The organism is Streptomyces sp. CNP082 (genome assembly GCF_059570535.1).
The window spans coordinates 55,839-74,075 of sequence record NZ_JCANSZ010000021.1; the positions used below are offsets into that span (position 1 = coordinate 55,839).

An 18,237-nucleotide genomic window follows, 5' to 3' on the forward strand; every position below is an offset into this window, starting at 1 on the left:
CCCGGGACGCTGCGGCGCCGGCGGGGGGACACCCGGGCAGAGTGAACCCGGGTGCCACCCCTGCCTTCCCCCGCTGGCAGCCGGTCGAGGTCGAGGACGTCCGCGCGGCGGTGGGCTCGCAAGGAAAATCAGCGTTCGCGTTTGTTCGGCAACTGCGCTGGTGCGGACACTCTGCCGGCCATTACGATCGCGATCACGCTCGCCCGCGCCGCCCTGCCGCGCGAACGGTTCGTCGACGACTTCGCGCGCGCCTGCGGCCTCGGTGAGGAGGAGCTACGTCAGTGGCTCCTGGCCCACCGCCGCATCGCCGTCGGCGAGTCGGCACCCGGCCGCGGCGAGGACGCCGGCGAGGGTGAGGGCGCCGGCGGACGTGGTGGTGCGGTCGCCGACGGCACGGCTTCCCCGGGGCACGCCCCGCGGTGGTGGCGCCGGGTGGTCGCGCTGGTCGGCGCCGCGGGTATCGGAGCCGCCGGCGCACTCGGGGTCGCCGCTCTGGTGGACGACTCGTCGACACCGGTCGACCCGCCCTCGATGCCGGTGAGCGGACTACGCATGCTTGCCGTGGGCAGTCGGGCACGCATCCACCCCGCGCGCGCACCCGAGTTGTGCGTGACCGAGGGCAGAGATCGTACCGGTCGCTACGAGACCGCCGTGGCCGCCCAACGCCCCTGCGGCCCGGCCCTTCCGCCGCAGGTGTTTCTCGAACCGGTGGGCCGGGACACGTGCAGATCCAGTGGCACCACCCGAAGCACGGCATCGGCTGTCTGACCGTCCTGGAGAGGGGCCAGGGCCGGGACCTGCCGGAGCCCCGCGACGACTGCGCCGACACCAACCGGGCCCAGCAGTTCCGCATCGAGCCCTTCGGCGCCTCCGTCACCCCCCGCTTCCGCATCCGCCCGGCCAGCACCGGCCTGGCACCCGCGTAGTTCATCGACCACCGAGGGTGCTCCTCGGTGGGACGCGTGTACCGGCTCAGCCGGGAACTTGCGCTGTGGGTACGTCACGCCGTAGATCCGCCGCGGCGTCTGGAAGGCGGTGGTCGGCTCACACGCGTCGGCGCCGTACCCGTGGCGCACAGCACTCCGGGTCAGCGGCCCGGGGGCGCGCTCCCGGTCAGCGTCGGCGGAACAGGGCGGACGCGAGGTGCTGTCCGGGTCTGATACCTGGCGGGATGGCGAAGACGGCGCTGCCGGTGTGCTGGATGAAGGCGTTCAGCCGGTCGGATGCGGCGAGCCTGGTCTGGGCCCGGACGAACTCGTCGGGATCGCTGAGGTAGGCGCAGAAGAGCAACCCGCTGTCGAAGTCGTCGTGGCCGCTCCCGGTGTGGTCGTGGACGTGCCCGCCGTGACTGTGTCCCGCCCCGCCGTCGGCGGGGCCTTCGGCGCCCGCGCCCGCTCCGGGCGTTGCGTGGAAGCCGTAGTCATAGTTGTACGAACGCCGCAGCATCGGGGCGTCGCGGAGCAGCGCCACGTGGGAGTCGGCCGGGATGGCGGGGCTGCCGTCCGGCGCCTTCTTGGCGAAGTCCAGCGCGGTGAACTCCTCGCCGCCGCTGAGCGGGGAGCCGTCGTCCCGGCGGCGGCCGATGGTGAGGTCCTGCTCCCGAGCGGTGACCGTGTCCCACTTCGGCAGATCTGCACGGATCTTGCGGAAGACGAGATAGGTGCCTCCGGAGAACCAGTCAGGCTCGTCGCGTGCGTCGGCCCAGACGGCGTTCGCGAACTCCCCCGTCCCCGGGCGGGGGTTAGTGGTGCCGTCCCTCTGGCCGAGGATGTTCCGCGGGGTGGAGCCGTCGAACCGGCCCAGGAACCCCTGCTGGGTCCAGCGCAGCCGGGCAATGCCGGGGGTGCGGCTGCGTACGGTGCGGAACGCGTGGCTGACGACCTGCGGGTCGTCGCCGCAGATCTGCACGAACAACTGGCCGCCGCACCAGTCCGGGCGCAGCCGGTCGGTAACGAAGTCGGGCAGGTCGCGGAGGCGGCGCGGCCGGTTGTGCTCCTGGCCGATCCTGCCGAACAGCCCGGGCCCCAGGCCGAAGGTCAGACTCAGCCTGGCGGGGGCGAGGCCGTCGGCGACGCCGGAGTCGGCGGGAGCGCCGGGGCGGTTGGCGGGGACGGGGCCGGGTGGCCGGCCGCGCATAAGCGGTCCGGCGGCGTCCGTCCACCGCTGCATGAGCTTCCGGAAGCCGGCCGCGATCTGCTCCTGGGGCAGGGGCGTGCCCCGTTCCGGCTCTGCGGTCTCCAGGTCGAACGCGGCGAAGAGCGCGTAACGCTGCTGGGCGGAGATGATTCCGGCTTGGTGGACCCCGTGGAACCGCTCGGCCCGCGGGCCGTCGTCGCGCGGAGAGCCTGTGGAGGAGTCGCTGTCGAGAGCGCTTGCCGCCATCGCGCCGGTGAGGCCGGCCGCGCCGACGGCGGCGGTGAGCGAGGCGGTCAGCGCGCGCCGGGAGAGATGCACGCTGCGGTGGTCTGCCGGGTCCGGCTCAGGCTCCGAGGTCCGGTCGCCGTTCGTCTCAGCAGGCATGCGGTGGTTGTCCTTCCCTGTCGTCGGAGGCGTGCGCGCCTTCCGGCTCGTGTCGTGGTGCGGGGTCGTTGCGGTCGGGACGCGGTGGGTCCTTCCGGCGCCACCCGGCGTTGTCTCGCCGCCCTGGAGACGCCCCGGAGCCGGTGCAGGACGAGGGGTTTCCGCCCATTACCGGGAGGGCGGCGCGAATGGGGAGTCGGCCACGGGGATCGGCCCGATCGCCCGTATCGCCACCACGAAATGGACGGACAGCAGCACTGTGGTCACGTCAGTCCCTTCATATATACATAGGCCGCCAATAGGTTGGCTACCAATATATAGCACGCCGACAGAGAGACCTGCGCCGCCCGCCCATGAGAGGAGATGCGGTAGGCGGCCGTCTCGACGCCCTGCTGCTCGCCGCCCTGGATGCAGGTCCGCTGCACGGCTACGTGATCCGTCGCGCGGCTGAGGGACGCGCTGCTGCGCGGCAGCCATACGGAGAATGAGGGCAGCCCCCGCTCCCGCGGCCACCACGGCCGCCAGCACGGACAATCGCTGCTGCGGGACCTGATGTCCGGGACGAAACCGGCCGCACCGCCGCCTGCCGAGAACTTGCTCCCCGCGGTCAGCGTTCCGCGCGCCAGACGGTGCCCCGGCGCTCGTACTCCATGATCATCTCGACGCGCAGCGCCGCCTCCGGGCCGTAGAGGCGCTCGGCGAGCCAGAGGGCCAGGTCGAGGCCCGAGGTGACGCCGCCGCAGGTGATCAGGTCCCCGTCGTCGACCACACGCCCGTACGTGAGCTTCCCGCCCTCCCTGGCGAGATCTTCGCGGGCCGCAAAGTGCGTCGTGCACGGCCTGCCGCGGGTGATCTTCGCCGCCGACATGACCATGACGCCGGTGCAAATCCCGCCCATGATCAGTCCGGGCCGCTCGGCCTTGGCCAGTGCACGCGGCAGTACGCCGCGCTTGATCTCGTCAACGACCCCCGACCCCTTCCCGTAGCCCCCGCCCGGCACGAGCAGGACGTCCGCGTCCTGCGGGGCCCAGGGGTCGCGTACGTCGATGTACATCCCGGACGACGTCCGTACAGTGCGGGGGCCGTCGGCGGTGACGAAGCTCTGCTTGATGCGGTGCTTGTCGGCGTCCGCGAGGATGCCCAGCACCTCGACAGGGCCCGCGAAGTCCTGCTCCTCGACGGCGTCGAACAGGACCGTGTGCACGCGCAGTTCGCGGATGCGCTCGCCGGCGGGGGCGGCGGTGGAGGAGGTGCCGAGGCCCAGCGCGGTCGCGGCCGTGGCCACGGCGCCCGTACGGAGAACGTTTCGTCGCTGCATGTCGTGTGCCCCTTGGGTCGGCCGGAGTCGGGGGAGTGCCGGACTGAGTTGGCCGGCGTCGGCAATGCGCTGGTTCCGAGCTGTGGAACGCGGACCAGATGACTGTCTCCTCGGGCCGGAGGCGCGCGGAAGGGGATGTCCAGATGTGTGGGCTGCTGGTCCTTGAGGACATGCCGGCCGGGCGCCGAGACTGAGGAGCGTGACGAACGGGAGAGATGTGGTCGTGGTCGTAGGCGACGGCGTGGTGCTGCTCGATGTGGCCGGCCCGGTGCAGGTGCTGCACGGGACCGGCTACCGGGTCCGGCTCGCCTCGCCCCACGGGCGTGCGGTGGTGAGCGACACGGGGATCCCGTTGGGGGTCGAACTGGCCGTAGAGGACGTCCCCGAGACCGTGGACACGGTGCTGGTGCCGGGCTATCCGACGGTGAACGGGCACGGGCATCCGCCGGAGCTGATCGCGCACGTACGCCGCCTCGGCACGCGCGCGCGGCGTACGACATCGGCCTGCACCGGCGCGTACCTGCTGGCGGAGGCCGGGCTGCTCGACGGCAGGCGCGCCACGACGCACTGGGCCGAGTGCGAGACGCTTGCCAGGCGCTTCCCCCGGGTGCGGGTGGACCCCGACGCCATCTACGTACGCGACGGCCCCGTCATCACCTCCGCCGGGGTGACGGCGGGCATCGACCTCGCACTGGCGCTGGTCGAGGAGGACCACGGCCCTGAGGTGGCGCGTACCGCGGCCAAGCACCTCGTCGTCTTCCTCCAACGCCCTGGCGGCCAGTCGCAGTTCAGCGTACGAAGCGCGGTGACACCGCCCCGCAACACCGGGCTGCGGCGGGTACTGGATGCCGTGGTGGCCGACCCCGGCGGGAACCACACCCTCGCCGCCATGGCCGAGCGGCTCGCCGTCAGCGAACGCCACCTCACCCGCCTCTTCCGCCGCGAAGTCGGCGGCACCCCCGGGCAGTACGTGCAACGCGTCCGCGTGGAGGCGGCGCAGGCCATGCTCGAATCCTGCGACGCCGGTGTGAACACCATTGCCCGTACCTGCGGGTTCGGCACGGGCGAGACGATGCGGCGGGTGTTCCTGCGCGCGCTCGGGACGCCGCCCGCGGCGTACCGCGCGCGATTCCGCGCGAAGGGCGCGCGCTCCCACGTGCGCGAGCAAGTCCGGGACCTGGCCGGCCAGAGCAGTCCGGCCGCCGACGGCCAGGTAATCGTGCAGATCGCCCGGGGCCTCGGCCGCGGAGATCACCGACATGACCGACCTGAGCACCTGGCCTGAGGGGATGCGGCTGATCGTCAGAAAGGAACGCCCGTACCCCGGCGCCCAGTTGCGCTTCACCGACCTCGACGGACTGCGGCTGACCTTCTTCGCGACCAACGCCAAGGGCGGCCAACTCGCCGATCTGGAGGTGCACCGGACCGGGGGCGAAGCAGCGCATCCACGTGTGGTGGCTCATCGCCCGCCCTCCTTGCGTCGCCGCCGTCGAGTCGTAGCGCTGAGTCCAAACACCGTCGATCTTTGTCCATGGACGGGCGGGTGGACAGGGGGTGAGAGTATCTGTCCGGCAATCGGAGAGAAACGGCGGGAATCGGGTGCCTGAGTTCGAGGTGGACGGCGAGTCATTCGTGCTGGACGGGCGGCCAGTGCGGCTGCTGTCGGGGGCGATGCACTACTTCCGGGTGCACGAGGCACAGTGGGGCCACCGGCTCGCGATGCTACGCGCGATGGGCCTGAACTGCGTCGAGGCGTACATTCCGTGGAATCTGCACGAGCCGCGCCCCGGCCGCTACGAGGACGTGGCGGCAGCCGGCCGCTTCATCGACGCCGCGCAGGCCGCGGGTCTGTGGGTGATCGTACGTCCCGGCCCGTACATCTGCGCCGAGTGGGAGAACGGTGGGCTGCCGCACTGGCTGACGGGCCCGCTGGGGCCGCGGGTGCGCACGTGCGACCCTGAGTTCCTGAAAGCGGTGGACGACTGGTTCGACACCGCGCTGCCGCAGGTCGTGGCCCGGCAGGTGACGCGGGGCGGTCCGGTGCTGATGGTGCAGGTGGAGAACGAGTACGGCTCGTACGGCAGCGACCGCGCCTATCTGCGCCACCTCGCCGACGGCCTGCGCGCCCGCGACGTGACCGTGCCGCTGTTCACGGCGGACGGGCCCGAGGACCACACGCTCACCGCGGGCACACTGCCCGGCGTGCCGGCCACGCTGACCTTCGGCTCCGGCGCCCGGGAGGCGTTCGCGACGCTGCGCAGGCACCGGCCGGACGGGCCGTTGATGTGCGCGGAGTTCTGGTGCGGCTGGTTCGATCACTGGGGTGAGGAGCACGTCGTACGGGAGCCGGCGGACGCGGTGGCGGCGCTGGTGGAGATCCTCGGCTGCGGCGCGTCGGTGAACTTCTACATGGCGCACGGCGGCACCAGCTTCGGCGGCTGGGCGGGCGCCAACCGCGCGGGCGACCTGCACCGCGGCGCGCTCCAGCCGGACGTCACGTCGTACGACTACGGCGCGCCGGTCGACGAGTACGGGCGCCCCACGGCGAAGTTCTGGGCGTTCCGCGAGGTGCTGGCGCGGTATGTGGCCGGCCCGCTGCCCGAGCCGCCGCCCCCGCCCCCGGCCCTCCCCGCGGCCGTGCCCGTGCCGGTCACCGGGCACGTGCCGGCGGCGCGGGTGCTGGCGGCACTGGGCGGGCCCGAGGCGGAGTCCGCGGTGCCGCCGACATTCGAGGAGCTGGACGTCGACCGCGGGCTGGTCCGCTACTGCTTCCACATCCCCGGCCCGAGGCGGCCGTACCCCCTGCTGGTCACCGGGCTGCGGGACGTGGCCGTGGCATACGTGCGGGACGCGGCGGGCGAGCGGAGAATCGCGCTGACCGGCGAGGAGGCGCCGCTCGGGGACGTCGCGGGGCCTGCGGAGGTCGAGGTGTGGGTGGAGTCGCTGGGCCGGGTCAACTACGGGCCGCGCCTCGGCGAGTCGAAGGGCATCACCGGCGGACTGCTGCACGAGCGGCAGTACGTGCACGGTGTACGGGCCCGGGGGCTGCGCCTCGACGCCTTCGACGACGCGGAGGCGGTGGCGGCGCTCGCGTACGGCCCGCCGGACACGGGCGGCGCGGGCCTGTACCGGGCGTCGGCCGAGGTCACACGGCCCGGCGACGCGGCGCTCGAGCTGCCGGGCTGGGGCCGGGGCTGGGCGTGGGTCAACGGCTTCTGCCTGGGCCGCTACTGGGCCGCGGGCCCGCAGGAGTCGCTGTACGTCCCGGGCCCCGTGCTCCGCGCGGGCGCCAACGAACTGCTGCTGCTTGAGCTGGCCGAGCCCGGCGGCGATCCACTGCTCCGCCCGCCGCCGTCCTGACCCAGCCCTCTGATACTCCAGTAGGATCTCTCTCTGACCAGGTCTTTCGCGGGGTGGCGGGAGAGCAGCGCGGCGTCGATCGTGCGGCGTCAGCCCTTCGTCGCCCCACCGGTGAGGCCCTTGACGAAGTGCCTCTGGAAGGCCAGGTAGAAGATGAGTATGGGCAGCGTGGACAGCAGCATGAGGGCGAAGACCGAGCCGTAGTCCGCCTGGTGTTCGCCGATCGCCCGGTAGATGCCGACGGTCACCGTGGTGCCGGTGGCGGGTCCCAGGATGATCAGCGGGTTGAGGAAGTCGTTCCAGATCCAGACACCCAGGAAGATCAGAACACTCGCCGACGCCGGGCGCATCAGCGGGAAGACCACCTGCCAGAAGACACGGAACGGCCCCGCCCCGTCGAGTTCCGCCGCCTCTTCGAGTTCGCGCGGGATCGTCTTCACGAACCCGGCGAAGACGAGGACACCGAAGGGCACGTAGTAGCCGACGTACGCGAGGACGAGGCCGGGCACGCTGCTCATGAGGCCGATGGCTCGCAGCACGTCGGTGATCGGAGTGAGGATCACTGCCGGCGGGACCATCAGCCCGCACAGCAGCGCGACCATCGCGACCTTGCTCATCATGCCGGTCGACCGGGCGAGATAGTGGCCGAGCATGGCGGAGATCGCGGTGATGAGGAGAATGGATATCGCGGTGACCTCGATGCTGTTGACCAACCCGTACCAGAAGAGATGGTCCGAACGGGTCAGCACGCTTCGGATGTTGTCCAGGGTCGGCGGTACCGGCACGCCCATCGGGTTCGACACGATGGCCGGCCCGTCCTTGAAGACGTTGACGAGCACGAGGTAGATCGGCAGGAAGAAGAGGGCGCCTGTGAGGAGCGCGAGGAACGGCCGCGGCCGGATCCGGATTCTTCTCGTGATCACGAAGACACCTCGCGTTTCTGCAGAAGCCTGAGCGCGACCACGGAGATCGCCGCGACCATTGCCAGCATCACTGCCGCCATCGCCGAGGCGTATCCGATGTGATTGCCTGTGAACGCGGTCTGGATCACGTGGAAGGCGAGGGTGGACGTCGTGCCAGGGCCGGGGCCGCCGTTGGTGAGGACCTGGACCTGGTCGTATGCCTTGAAGCCGCCGATCAGCGACATCACCGTGTTGATCGTGACGGCCGGTGCCAGCATCGGCCAGGTGACGTGGCGGAAGCGCATCAGTGGTCCGCAGCCGTCGATGGCTGCCGCCTCATACAGGTCCTGCGGTATGCCCTGGAGTCCGGCAAGGTAGATCACCACGCAGAATCCCAGCCCTTGCCAGGCGATCACCCAGGAGACCGTGTAGAGGGCGATGCCCGGATCCGAGAGCCAGCCCGGCGGATCGTCCACGCCCACCTGCCGCAGCATGGAGTTGAGCAGGCCGTCGTCGACGAGGATGGTCTGCCAGATGACGCTGACGACGACCGCGCTCAGCACGACCGGGATGAAGAACACGCTGCGCAGCGCGTTGTACAGCCAGCCCCGCCGGTCGAGGAGCATGGCGATGGCCAGGCCGCCCGCGTTGGCGGCGATAGTGACGATGGCCGTGATGACGACGGTGTTCTTCAGCGCTTTGCGGAACTCGTCGTCAGAGGACAGGCTGGAGAAGTTCTCCAGTCCCACCCACTGGGTCGGCGGGTTGAACGGGTTCTTGTTGGTCAGGCCGTAGCCGACGGCGATGCCGATAGGCACGAGGACGAGTGCCACGTAGACGAAGAGGCCGGGGGCCGCGAACACGGCGAAGCGGCTCAGGGCGGCCCGTGAGGGGGTCCGCCGGGACGAGGCAGTCCGCCCCTTCGCCTCCGTGGCCCGCTGGCGGCCGTCTGCCGCGCCCCGGAACCGGGGTACGGCAGACGGCCGGCGAACACGACGTCGAGTCTTGATCTCCACTATCGCGCGGCCTTGTCCCACTGCGCGTCCATGTACTCCCCGAACTCCGCGGCCGTCATATTGCCGCTGAGCAGTTTCTGGACTCCGGCCGCGGCCTTGTCGGCCAGGCCCGGGGGCAGGGAGCCGTCGCCGGTCTCCTGGGAGAAGGAGTTGACCACCCCGTCGGCGTCCAGTGCGTCTTGGTAGCTGTCGACCGTTGCCTGGTAGACGGGACCCATGTTGTCCGGGGGGGTATAGCCCTTGATGTCGATGATGAGGCCGTCGGCCTTGACCGCGGCGTCGAGGTTCTTCTCGTCTTCCATGAAGGCGCGCGCCCACTTCTTGGCCAGGTCCACGTCCGCCGCCTTGGAGCTGACGGACATCCCACCGCCGGTGACGCCCGGGAGGGCAGGCGAGCCGTCATCCGTCGGCCAGGCGAACACCCCGGTATCGAAGCTCGGCTTCTTCGCATCGGCGGAGGCCGAGAACCATGTGCCCATCGGATACATGGCACCCTTGCCGTCGCGGAATGCCTGTTCGGTGTCGGCATAGGTGCGTGACAGCCCGGCCCGGTCGATGTAGCCCTTGTCGGCCAGGCCGGCGACCTTCTGGGCGGCGGAGACGAAGGCGGGGTCGGTGAACTTGACCTTCCCCTCGTTGCGTTGCGAGAGCCAGTCCGGCGTCTCCTTGTAGAGATCGGTGGCCACGGTGCAGATCAGCGGGAACATGTCGGCCCAGGTGTCCTTGCCGCCACCGCCGACCACGAAGGGATTGATCCCCTCCGCCTTGAGCTTGGCGCTGGCGTCGAGCAGGTCGCTGTACGTACCGGGCGGTGCATCCACACCTGCTTCGGCAAAAGCGTCCTTGTTGTAGTACACGAGCGTGGCCTGGGTGGAGTAAGGCAGCTGGTAGACCTTGCCGTCGTAGGTGTTGGCGTCTGGTTGCGCGTAGTTCTCGAGCTCCTGGTCGGACCACTCGGCCAACTTGCCTGCCTCCGCGAATCCGGCCGGATTCAAGCCGATCATCATGTCCGGGAACTGACCGGTGCTGTCCAACTGCTTCGCGTATCCGGTGCGGTCGGCGCTGGGTGACACGAGCTTCTTGACCGTCACACCCGGCACCTTGGCGGAGGCACGGTCGATCGCCGCGTCCCAGTACTCCGCGTCGAGGTTGGGCGTCTCGAACGTGAGGAAGGTCAGCGCGACCTTGCCGTCCTCGGACGTGCCGTCGCCGCCGCCTGCCGTACAACCGGCCAGTACGAGGGCGCCTGCGAGGGCGCCGGCTCTCAGGATCGGATTGCCTGTCGTGAGTCTCATTGCTCTGCCCGTCGGTGTCGGTGGCGGTGGAGTGGATTGCGCTGCCGCTCCATGAGGAGGTGGGAGCAGTGGGAAAGTGTCCGGATCTCCCGCGGAGAACGCTGCATGGTTCGTATTCTTGCCGGCGCCACGGCAGCCAAGGGACGCCCGTGGTGAACGCGCAACCAGGTAAGTGGTGCGAGTATGGGCAGCCGCCCAGGAGCGCGTCAAGAGATGAAACATAACTATCGATCGCATAGCCGCAGATAGATGTGATACATATGGTCGGGCCGTGCAGGACTGAAGCGTGAAGCGCAGGCGTCGTCCGCAGTCGACGTCGTCCGGTGTGCCTCCACCGAAGGTGCCGTGCCGGCAGCCGTGCGATGTGTGCCTACGCGAGGGGCGAGCGATGCGTATTACCGACGTGACCGTGGATCTGGTCGACCTGCCCGCCCAGCCGGCCTTCAGGTGGCGGGCGGGCCTGCCGGGAGCGGAGGGGCCGGTCGTGGGCGGGATTCTCCGGATACGCACGGATGAAGGGGTCTGCGGCGAGGCCCACACCCGGCGCGGGACCATCCTCGCCGACCTGGTCGAACGCCGTATCCGGGAGGATCTGCTGGGGCTCGATCCCTCCCATCGCGAGTTCCTGTGGCACCGGCTGTGGGAGCTGGACCGCATCGAGGAGTTCCCGATCTACGTCCTCGGGCTCGTGGACATCGCGCTGTGGGACCTGGCGGGGAAGGCGGCCGGACTCCCCGTCCACAACCTGCTCGGCACCTACCGCGAAGCCATTCCCGCCTACGCGAGCACGGCGACCTTCTCCAGCGTCGCGGAGTATCTCGATGTCGCGGACCAGTGCCTGGATGCCGGCTTCGCGGCGATCAAGCTGCACGCCTGGGGTGACGCGCGCGAGGACGCCAAGCTGTGCCAGAAGCTGCGGGACCACGTCGGGGACGAGGTTCCGCTGATGTACGACGGCTCCGCGGCATTCGACCTCGCGGATGCGGTCTATCTCGGCGAGGTCTTGTCGGAGGCCGGATACACCTGGTACGAGGAGCCGATGCGGGAGTTCAGCGTCACCGCGTACCGCCGGCTCGCCGAACGCGTCGCCGTCCCCCTCCTCGTCGCCGAGACCTCGGATGGCGCCCACATGAACGCCGCCGACTTCATCACCTCCGGTGCCGCAGGCAGGGTCCGCACCAGCGCGCAGTACAAGGCGGGCGTCACCGGCGCCATGCGCGTGGCCCACCTTGCCGACAGCTTCCTGCTCAGAGCGGAGGTCCACGGAGCGGGGATCGTCAACGCACACCTGTGCATGGCCATCTCCAATGCCACGTACTACGAGTCCTTCGTCCTCACCAACCCGGTCGTACGGGAGTCGTCGGTGGGCCCCGACGGGCTCCTGCGGGCCCCGACCGCGCCCGGCATCGGGTACGACCAGGAGGGCTGGTCGGGCGGAGTAGCACTTCCCCGGAGCTGACCCTCGGAGCGGTGCCCCAAGTGCGGGCCCCTGCCGAGGCCGCCGTGTCTGCCGATGTCGTAGTCGGTGAGCCGGTTCGCGTAGGACTCGGCAACGATCAGCGTGGCGAGCTGGGCGGGAATGCCTGCCCGGCGCGGAGGCAGGTGACCGCGTAGGCCGGCTTCGCGCCGGTCAGGGCGTCGGCGGTGATGACCGGCCATTGGCCGTCTCCGGTACGGCAGGGTCAGACGCCGGCTGCCAGGGGCCAGAGGGCGGGTCCAGCCCAGCCCCCTGGCCGACTGGAGCCGGCAACAGACTGCGCAGCCGTTGCCGGCTTCCTTGCGGGCCGGGGTCAGCGAGTGACGTGAATCCGGTAGCGCATGCTGGTGACGGGCAGACCGTCCGTCTGCTGAGCCGTGAGCGTGAACGAAGCCACGCCCTCCGTGCGCGGGGTCCCGGTGATGCCGCCGGTGTCCCTGTTGAGCGTCAGGCCGTCGGGCAGCTCGCCGGCGGTCACCTCGAAGCGCACCGTCGCGGGTGTGTTCGTTGCGACCTTCGCCCCGTACAGCTTGTCGAGCGACGCCGCGGGCAGCTCTCCGGTCGTCAGCCTCGGGCGCGGCACCACGACCCGCTGCGGGTCGCCGGTCGGAGCTCCGTCAGCGTCGAGTCTCTGAAGTGACCACTCGCGGTTCTTCTCGACGACGCTCAGATGCCACTTGCTGGTCTTGTCCCGCAGCTGTGAACGCTGTGCCCCGGTGAAGGCGCCGAGATTGCGGGCGGTCTCCCATTGCTTGATCGCGTCGAGGACGCGCAGCGCGTTCTCCCCGCCCTCATCGAGATTGCCGACGGAGGACTGGAAGCCGACCCCGGCGTTGAGGCCGGCGCCACGCGCCAGCTTCTCCTCGATGCTCAACAGGCTCTCCGAGCCGGACAGGCTGATCCAGCCGAGCATGCCGGGCAGGAAGTTGGCACGATAGAACTCGTTGTTGATGAATACCTGGTCCATGCTCGTGACGCCGACCTCACCCCAACTGGCCCGGGTCAGCGCGTCCCAGGTGTTGGACGTCATCCGGCTGGTCTCGGTAATGAACCCGTCCTTGGTCTTGTTCTGTGCGTACGTGCCGTTGACGAGCAGCGCTTGGCCGTAGTTGCCCCAGCCGGACTCGGATGCCGACTCGACGCCGTCGTACGAATTGGACTTGATCCCTGTGACGTTCCAGGCGGTTGCCAGGCGCGTGGCGATCTCCCGGATGATGCCGTGCCCGCCGACCGGGCCGCCGTAGCTGTTGACGACGACGCGACTTGCGCGATCGCCCGCCGCGTGCGGGGCGGAAGCCGAGCCCCACTGGGCTCGGCGCACTCCGGTCACCTCCCATTCGCCGCCTGTCTGCCGGGCACTCTCGTACGACACGAACTCGTCGCCGACGCGCAGCACCCGTCCGTACATGCCGCCTTCCAGCGGTGCGTCAGAGGCCAGGTACAGCGTCGTGTCGGTTGCGGAGGCGGGGCGGGTAAGGGGGGCGCGCCCGCTGAGGGCCAGACGCCGGTCAGCCGGGGCTGGAGTGACGTAGGGGTCGTTGGTGCTGATGAAGTCCGAGATGGTGTGGACGCCGAGGGCTACGCCGTGTTCCTCTGCCAGGTCGACCGCTTCCCTGGCGGCTGCGTCGCTGCCGCCGAGGCTGACGTTGAACTCGTAGTGCCCGGTGGACCGCCAGGGGCCGACCGCGTTCGGCAGCGAGTACAGGTGGTCGATGCCGGCTGCCTTGGCGTAGCGGGCTGCATCGGGGATGTTGCCCGTCTTGAGGTCGCCCAGGACGAGGAAGGACTGACTGGACGCCTGCGCCGCCTTCTGCCACTGGCCGTTCTGCGTCGGATAGGGCAGCTTCTCGCCGTAGGCGATCTCGGACAGGACGGTCGGGGCGAGGTCCGGTGCCGACCCGAACAGCGCGATCCTGGAGCCGGTGATCTTCCCTTCGTCTCCGGGCAGCGGGCCGACGGGGATGTGGTGGCCGGTGTGCGCCTGGCGCATCCGCTCCTTGGTGTAGTCGTAGGTGAAGGCGCGCAGCACCGAGCCCCAGGGGGTCCGCCCGGCCGCGCTCCACTCCTCGTGCGGTGCGACTTGGAGATCGGAGGGATTGTCCTCGACTTCGCGTTCCCAGCCGAAGTCCTGGTACTCCTGCGGCCAGGCGCCCTCGGTACGGTCGGTCAGTGGCCGAAGGCCGATCGCGAACTCGTCGTCACGTACCACGCCGACCGTCTCGCCCACCGTCCGCGTGATGTCGGTCGCGACCGGCCCCCACAGCAGCGTCCGCACATCGGTGCCGTCCGGGGCGGCGATACGAGTCGCCTCCAGTGTGGTGTAGGTACCGCGGCTGACGGCGCGTACGTCGACCTCGTAACCGGCGTCGCGGTTGACGAACGTGAGCACGCCGGGTCCTGAGTGGTTGCGCACGACCCCGGTGGGCGGTACCTGCCGGCCGTCGAGGACAAGGCTGACCAGCGGTGCCGCCTTGCCCGATGCGAGGTGGTCGGTGCCGGTGCGGGCATCCGTGAGGGACGTGACGGTGCCCTCCGCGTCCAGCCCGATGGTGAGGTAACCGGCGTTGATGTCCACCGCGGCTGCCGTACCCGGCTGCGTGGGCGCGGCCAGTGGAGAGGCACCGGCGGTGCCTTCTGCGCCGCTGGCCGGTACTCCGGTGGCGGTGAGTCCCACGGCTAGCGCGCCGACTCCCAACGAAGCACACCAGCGGCGTCGGTGTCTGAGGTGCATACGCTGTCCTCTCCCGCAACAGGCGCGGCATGACGTCAAGTCAGTTCCGACAATATTTCTTACTGCTCTAGAATTAATTAACGGGCGGCTGGAGCCCCGTCAAGAGGGAGGGAGCACATCAGTGCGCAGAGGCGCAGCCGGCCCTGAGCGCCAGCGGCCTCGTCAGACGTTCACCACCACCGGGGACCGCACTGCGGGCGCGATCCTCGGCCGCGGCGAGCCCGCCGGCTGAGCAGCGGGCGCAGCACCCCTCGCACTCCCCTGGTCACGAGCCCGCGTCAGCCGGTTTCCGGCAGGCGGAACAGTTCGCGCTCGACGGCGTCGAGCGCGAGCCGTACGCCGCCGAGTGCAGCGGCTTCGTCCCCGAGCGTGGAGGCGGCCACCTCGACCGGGAAGAGGCACAGCTCGCCGAGCCGGCTTCGCAGGGGGGCGAGGAGGAGTTCGCCGGCACGCGAGAGACCGCCGCCGATGACGACCTGCTCCGGGTCGACGGTCAGGACCATGGCCGCTACGCCCTGCGCGAGGTCGCTGGTAAAGCCGGCCAGGGCCTGTTCGGCGCGGGAATCGCCGGCGCGCACAGCGTCGAACAGGGCTTCTGCGGAATCCCAGTGGTCCAGCAGGCGGCCGGGCGCGGTGTGCCAGCCCGAGCCGCGGAGCACGCCGATCTCGCCCGCAGCACCGTTGCGCCCGGCCCACAGCCGACCGCCCAGGAGCATGCCCGCGGCGATGCGGTGGCCGGCATGGATGTAGATCACATCCTGGTGGGCGCTGGCCACTCCCCGCCACTGCTCCCCTACCGCGGCCAGCGAGGAATCGTTGCCCACCGCGACCCGATCGCCGAAGAGATTCGCGAAGGCCGCTGCCAGGTCGGTGCCTGCCCACTCCGGCATGCGTCCGCTGACCGTGACCGTGCCGGTGACGGAAACCACGCCGGTGGTGGCGACTCCGGCGGCATGCACCTCCGTCACGCTCCGACCCGCCGAGCGCAGGGTGCGGCGGACGAGGGAGCGAGCGGCGGCAATGCGCTCGGCGGGCGAGTAGGCCCGCCCGACAGCCGTGCGGCGGCCGGCAAGAACGGTCCCGCGCAAATCGGCCACGATCGCAAGGATCTTGTGGACTCCGATGTCGATGCCGAGCACACAACCGGCCTCGCCGCGAAAGCGGTAACGCTTCGCAGGGCGACCCACCTGGCGTGGTCCTTCGGCGGTCGGAGCCACCTCCTCGACCCACTGCTGCGCAACGAGGCCGGCCAGCGCGTTCTCCACCGTGTTGCGGGCGACTGCGGTCGCCTTCACCAGTTCGGTCAGGGTCAGTTCGTCCGCGTCGTACAGCGCACGCATGACCGCGACCTGGTTCACCCGGCGCAAGAGCGATGGATCGCCCCCAGCAGTGATCACGATCGGCTCCCAACCCTGTTGACGCGACTGCGGCGATGATGCAGACTATCGGCGAAATTATTTTAGAAGGATACAGAATTATTCTGCATAACGACGGCTGGCGGGAAGCTGCCCGCCGCTCCCCGCGCCACCGATGGCCGTCCAGGCACGGCGAACAGATCGTAAGAACTTGATCGGCAAGCGGAAGCGGGGCATGAACGCTACGAGGCTTACGGTCAGCAACCGGTTCCGCTCCGGAGCCGGCGCTGACTTCTCCTCGGCAGCCGCGTCGGGCGCGAGGGCCCCGTGACCGACCGCATCCGTGTGGCCGTGCTCGCCGTGGTCCTGGTTGTGCTGCTGTCCGGCACCTGGCTGCTGTCGGGGAAGTTGGTCACCGACACGCCTGTGATGGCAGTGGCCGTCGGCCGCACCGGATTCTGCTGCCTGACGCTGCTGTGCGCAGCCGCGGCAACCAGCACCGGCCGCGTGGGCATGCTCACTGTGGTTCGTCGCACGGGGACAGCGCTGCTGCTCGGCTTTCTCGGCTTCTTCGGCTACGCCGTCGGCACGCTGCTCGCCATGCCGGTCATCGGGACCACCCGCACCAACCTGGTCGTCACCTTGCTGCCCTGCCTCTCCCTCGCCCTGGGCGTCATGTTCTTCGGGCAGAAGGGCGGACGGATCAAGGTCCTCGGCACCACCATGGCTGCCGGCTCAGCCTGCGGCTACATACTGGTGGCCGACGGCACCACCGGCACCGCGGACTCCGCCACCAGGGTTGCGGGCGGTCTCTGCCTCGCATGCGCCGCCACCCTCGGCTTCGCACTCTACGGTTTCCTCTACCGCTCCAGGGTGGCGGATGTGCCTCCACTGGCGGCGCTGCCAGTGCTGCTGGGCGCCGCGACGGCGATGCTCCTGCCAGTGGCACTGGGGAGCATGAGCCAGGTGACGACCCGTCAGTGGGCTGGCCTCGCCGTCCTGGGCGCGGTCGTCTACGCACCCGCCTATCTCGTTCAGCACCGGCTGATTCTGCTCCGTGGGCCGCTGGTTGCGGCCGCGGTTCAGTTGGCCGTGCCCTTCCTCGTGCGTCTGGGCGATTGGATGCTCGGTCTGGACGGCCCTCCCGGTGCAGTGGAGCTGGTTCTCCTGGCGGCCTGCTGCGCCGGCATCTGGCTGGTCGTCTCCCCCTCCGGTGGCTGAGAGCCCGGAACTTGGCGCGTGAGGCGGCAGGCCGTGGTCCGGTGGACGACGGTGATCTGCCGTTGGAGCACGGGGCACTGGCCACCGCACGGCAAGGGGTCAGCCGCCTCCCGGGCACACCCGCCTTCGCCTCACGCTTGCGAAGCACCGGGCAGACTGTCAGGCGCCGGGATCCGGTCGCTCCGCCCGCCAGGCACCGAGCGGGCCTGCTGCTCGCGGAAATGGAGCGGAGCCATGCCGACCCTGCGGGTGAACAGCCTGGTGAAGTACGCCTGGTCGGCGTAGCCGACGCGGCGTGAGACCGCAGCAATGGACAACTCGGTGGCGGACAGCAGTTCTTTGGCGCGGCTCAGGCGGATGCCCAACAGGTAGTCCTTGGGGCTGCAGCCGGCGGCCCGCCGGACGGCAGTCCGCAGTTCGGTGACGCTCATGCCGTGCCGCGCGGCGTGCTCCGCCACCGACAGCCGCAGGAAGGCGTCGCGGGCGAGCGCGTGCAGCACCGGCTCGCCATCGGGTGCCAGATCCGCACGGGCCCGGCGCAGCGACACCAGCAGTTCGTGTACGGCGGCGGCGGTCTCGACCTCCTGCATCGGGTTGCCGAGTCGGGCGGCACGAGCGATCCGGGCGATAGCCATACGTGGGAGGGACGCGTCGCTCAGCGGCACCACGGGCCCGTCCGGCTGGATGTAGCCGAGTTGGGTGTACACCGTCGCCGCGGAGCCGGTGAAGTCGACGAACGCCTCATCCCAGCCGGTAGCCGGGTGGGGTCCGTAATGGTGCTCCATGCCCGGCGTCAGCCACAGCAGCGCGGGCGCCTCGACCTGCTGCATACCGGTCGCCGGCCCGGCAAACCACCCGCTGCCGGTGCTGATCACGACGGCGACGTGGTGATCCAGGGTGCGCGGCCCGACCACCGGCAGCATGCCGTGCTGCAGGCCGACGCCCAGACACACCAGACCCAGGCGGTGGTGTACGGGGCTGGGCGTGAAGTAACGCATCCACGTGCGGTGGCTCATCTTCTCCGCCTTCCGGGGTCTCGCCG

14 protein-coding genes and 1 pseudogene are annotated in these 18,237 nt (G+C 70.2%); 7 read left to right on the forward strand and 8 right to left on the reverse strand.

Annotation, left to right across the window (positions count from 1 at the left end; genetic code table 11):
• Nucleotides 1-141 precede the first annotated feature (141 nt).
• Together B124_RS18390 and B124_RS18395 are read left to right on the forward strand one after the other, a co-directional pair.
• Nucleotides 142-768, forward strand: coding sequence for a hypothetical protein (locus tag B124_RS18390; RefSeq protein WP_496503959.1), 627 nt, complete (start codon nt 142-144; stop codon nt 766-768).
• Nucleotides 723-926: a hypothetical protein gene (locus B124_RS18395; protein ID WP_496503960.1), complete on the forward strand. Its 204-nt coding sequence runs from the start codon at nt 723-725 to the stop codon at nt 924-926. The genes B124_RS18390 and B124_RS18395 overlap by 46 nt, the downstream gene beginning before the upstream one ends.
• Before the next feature lie 187 nt (nt 927-1,113).
• On the opposite strand, the gene B124_RS18400 is transcribed toward B124_RS18395, so the two are convergent.
• Nucleotides 1,114-2,520 carry a Dyp-type peroxidase gene (locus tag B124_RS18400; RefSeq protein WP_496503961.1) on the reverse strand — a complete coding sequence of 469 codons (1,407 nt, stop codon included), beginning with the start codon at nt 2,518-2,520 and terminating at the stop codon, nt 1,114-1,116.
• Nucleotides 2,521-3,127: 607 nt separating this feature from the next.
• Entirely contained in the window at nt 3,128-3,838 is a 711-nt protein-coding gene (locus B124_RS18405; protein WP_496503962.1) for a DJ-1/PfpI family protein, read from the reverse strand.
• A 199-nt stretch (nt 3,839-4,037) separates the two neighbouring features.
• On the opposite strand from B124_RS18405, the gene B124_RS18410 reads away from it, so the two are divergent.
• From B124_RS18410 to B124_RS18420, 3 genes and pseudogenes are all read left to right on the forward strand, one after another.
• Nucleotides 4,038-5,123 carry a GlxA family transcriptional regulator gene (locus tag B124_RS18410; RefSeq protein ID WP_496503963.1) on the forward strand — a complete coding sequence of 362 codons (1,086 nt, stop codon included), beginning with the start codon at nt 4,038-4,040 and terminating at the stop codon, nt 5,121-5,123.
• A pseudogene (locus B124_RS18415) lies at nt 5,071-5,262 on the forward strand (IS1380 family transposase); the annotation flags it as partial. The gene B124_RS18410 and the pseudogene B124_RS18415, both read left to right, overlap by 53 nt.
• Nucleotides 5,263-5,437: 175 nt before the next feature.
• Entirely contained in the window at nt 5,438-7,198 is a 1,761-nt protein-coding gene (locus tag B124_RS18420; protein WP_496503964.1) for a glycoside hydrolase family 35 protein, read from the forward strand.
• An 89-nt stretch (nt 7,199-7,287) separates the two neighbouring features.
• Here B124_RS18420 and B124_RS18425 read toward each other — a convergent pair whose 3' ends face one another.
• Genes B124_RS18425 through B124_RS18435 form a run of 3 tightly spaced genes read right to left on the reverse strand, consistent with a single transcriptional unit; the run spans nt 7,288 to nt 10,411 of the window.
• Nucleotides 7,288-8,121, reverse strand: coding sequence for a carbohydrate ABC transporter permease (locus B124_RS18425; protein ID WP_496503965.1), 834 nt, complete (start codon nt 8,119-8,121; stop codon nt 7,288-7,290).
• Nucleotides 8,118-9,116 (reverse strand): carbohydrate ABC transporter permease, encoded by a 999-nt coding sequence (locus tag B124_RS18430; RefSeq protein WP_496503966.1) that lies wholly within the window; start codon nt 9,114-9,116, stop codon nt 8,118-8,120. Before B124_RS18430 ends, B124_RS18425 begins: the two co-directional genes overlap by 4 nt.
• Nucleotides 9,116-10,411: an ABC transporter substrate-binding protein gene (locus tag B124_RS18435; RefSeq protein WP_496503967.1), complete on the reverse strand. Its 1,296-nt coding sequence runs from the start codon at nt 10,409-10,411 to the stop codon at nt 9,116-9,118. Before B124_RS18435 ends, B124_RS18430 begins: the two co-directional genes overlap by 1 nt.
• A 388-nt stretch (nt 10,412-10,799) precedes the next feature.
• Here B124_RS18435 and B124_RS18440 point away from each other — a divergent pair, with 388 nt between their 5' ends.
• A complete protein-coding gene (locus B124_RS18440) occupies nt 10,800-11,870 on the forward strand; it encodes an enolase C-terminal domain-like protein (protein WP_496503968.1) in 1,071 nt (356 codons plus the stop codon).
• Nucleotides 11,871-12,201: 331 nt separating this feature from the next.
• Here B124_RS18440 and B124_RS18445 read toward each other — a convergent pair whose 3' ends face one another.
• Nucleotides 12,202-14,562: an Ig domain-containing protein gene (locus B124_RS18445; protein ID WP_496503969.1), complete on the reverse strand. Its 2,361-nt coding sequence runs from the start codon at nt 14,560-14,562 to the stop codon at nt 12,202-12,204.
• A 335-nt stretch (nt 14,563-14,897) separates the two neighbouring features.
• Entirely contained in the window at nt 14,898-16,016 is a 1,119-nt protein-coding gene (locus B124_RS18450; protein ID WP_496503970.1) for an ROK family protein, read from the reverse strand.
• Between the two features lie 285 nt (nt 16,017-16,301).
• Between B124_RS18450 and B124_RS18455 the strand changes: the two genes are divergently transcribed.
• Complete coding sequence (locus B124_RS18455) at nt 16,302-17,195, forward strand: DMT family transporter (protein ID WP_496503971.1); 894 nt, start codon at nt 16,302-16,304, stop codon at nt 17,193-17,195.
• 131 nt (nt 17,196-17,326) lie between these two features.
• On the opposite strand, the gene B124_RS18460 is transcribed toward B124_RS18455, so the two are convergent.
• Nucleotides 17,327-18,211, reverse strand: a complete 885-nt coding sequence (locus B124_RS18460; protein WP_496503972.1) for a helix-turn-helix transcriptional regulator — start codon at nt 18,209-18,211, stop codon at nt 17,327-17,329.
• Between the last annotated feature and the right edge of the window lie 26 nt (nt 18,212-18,237).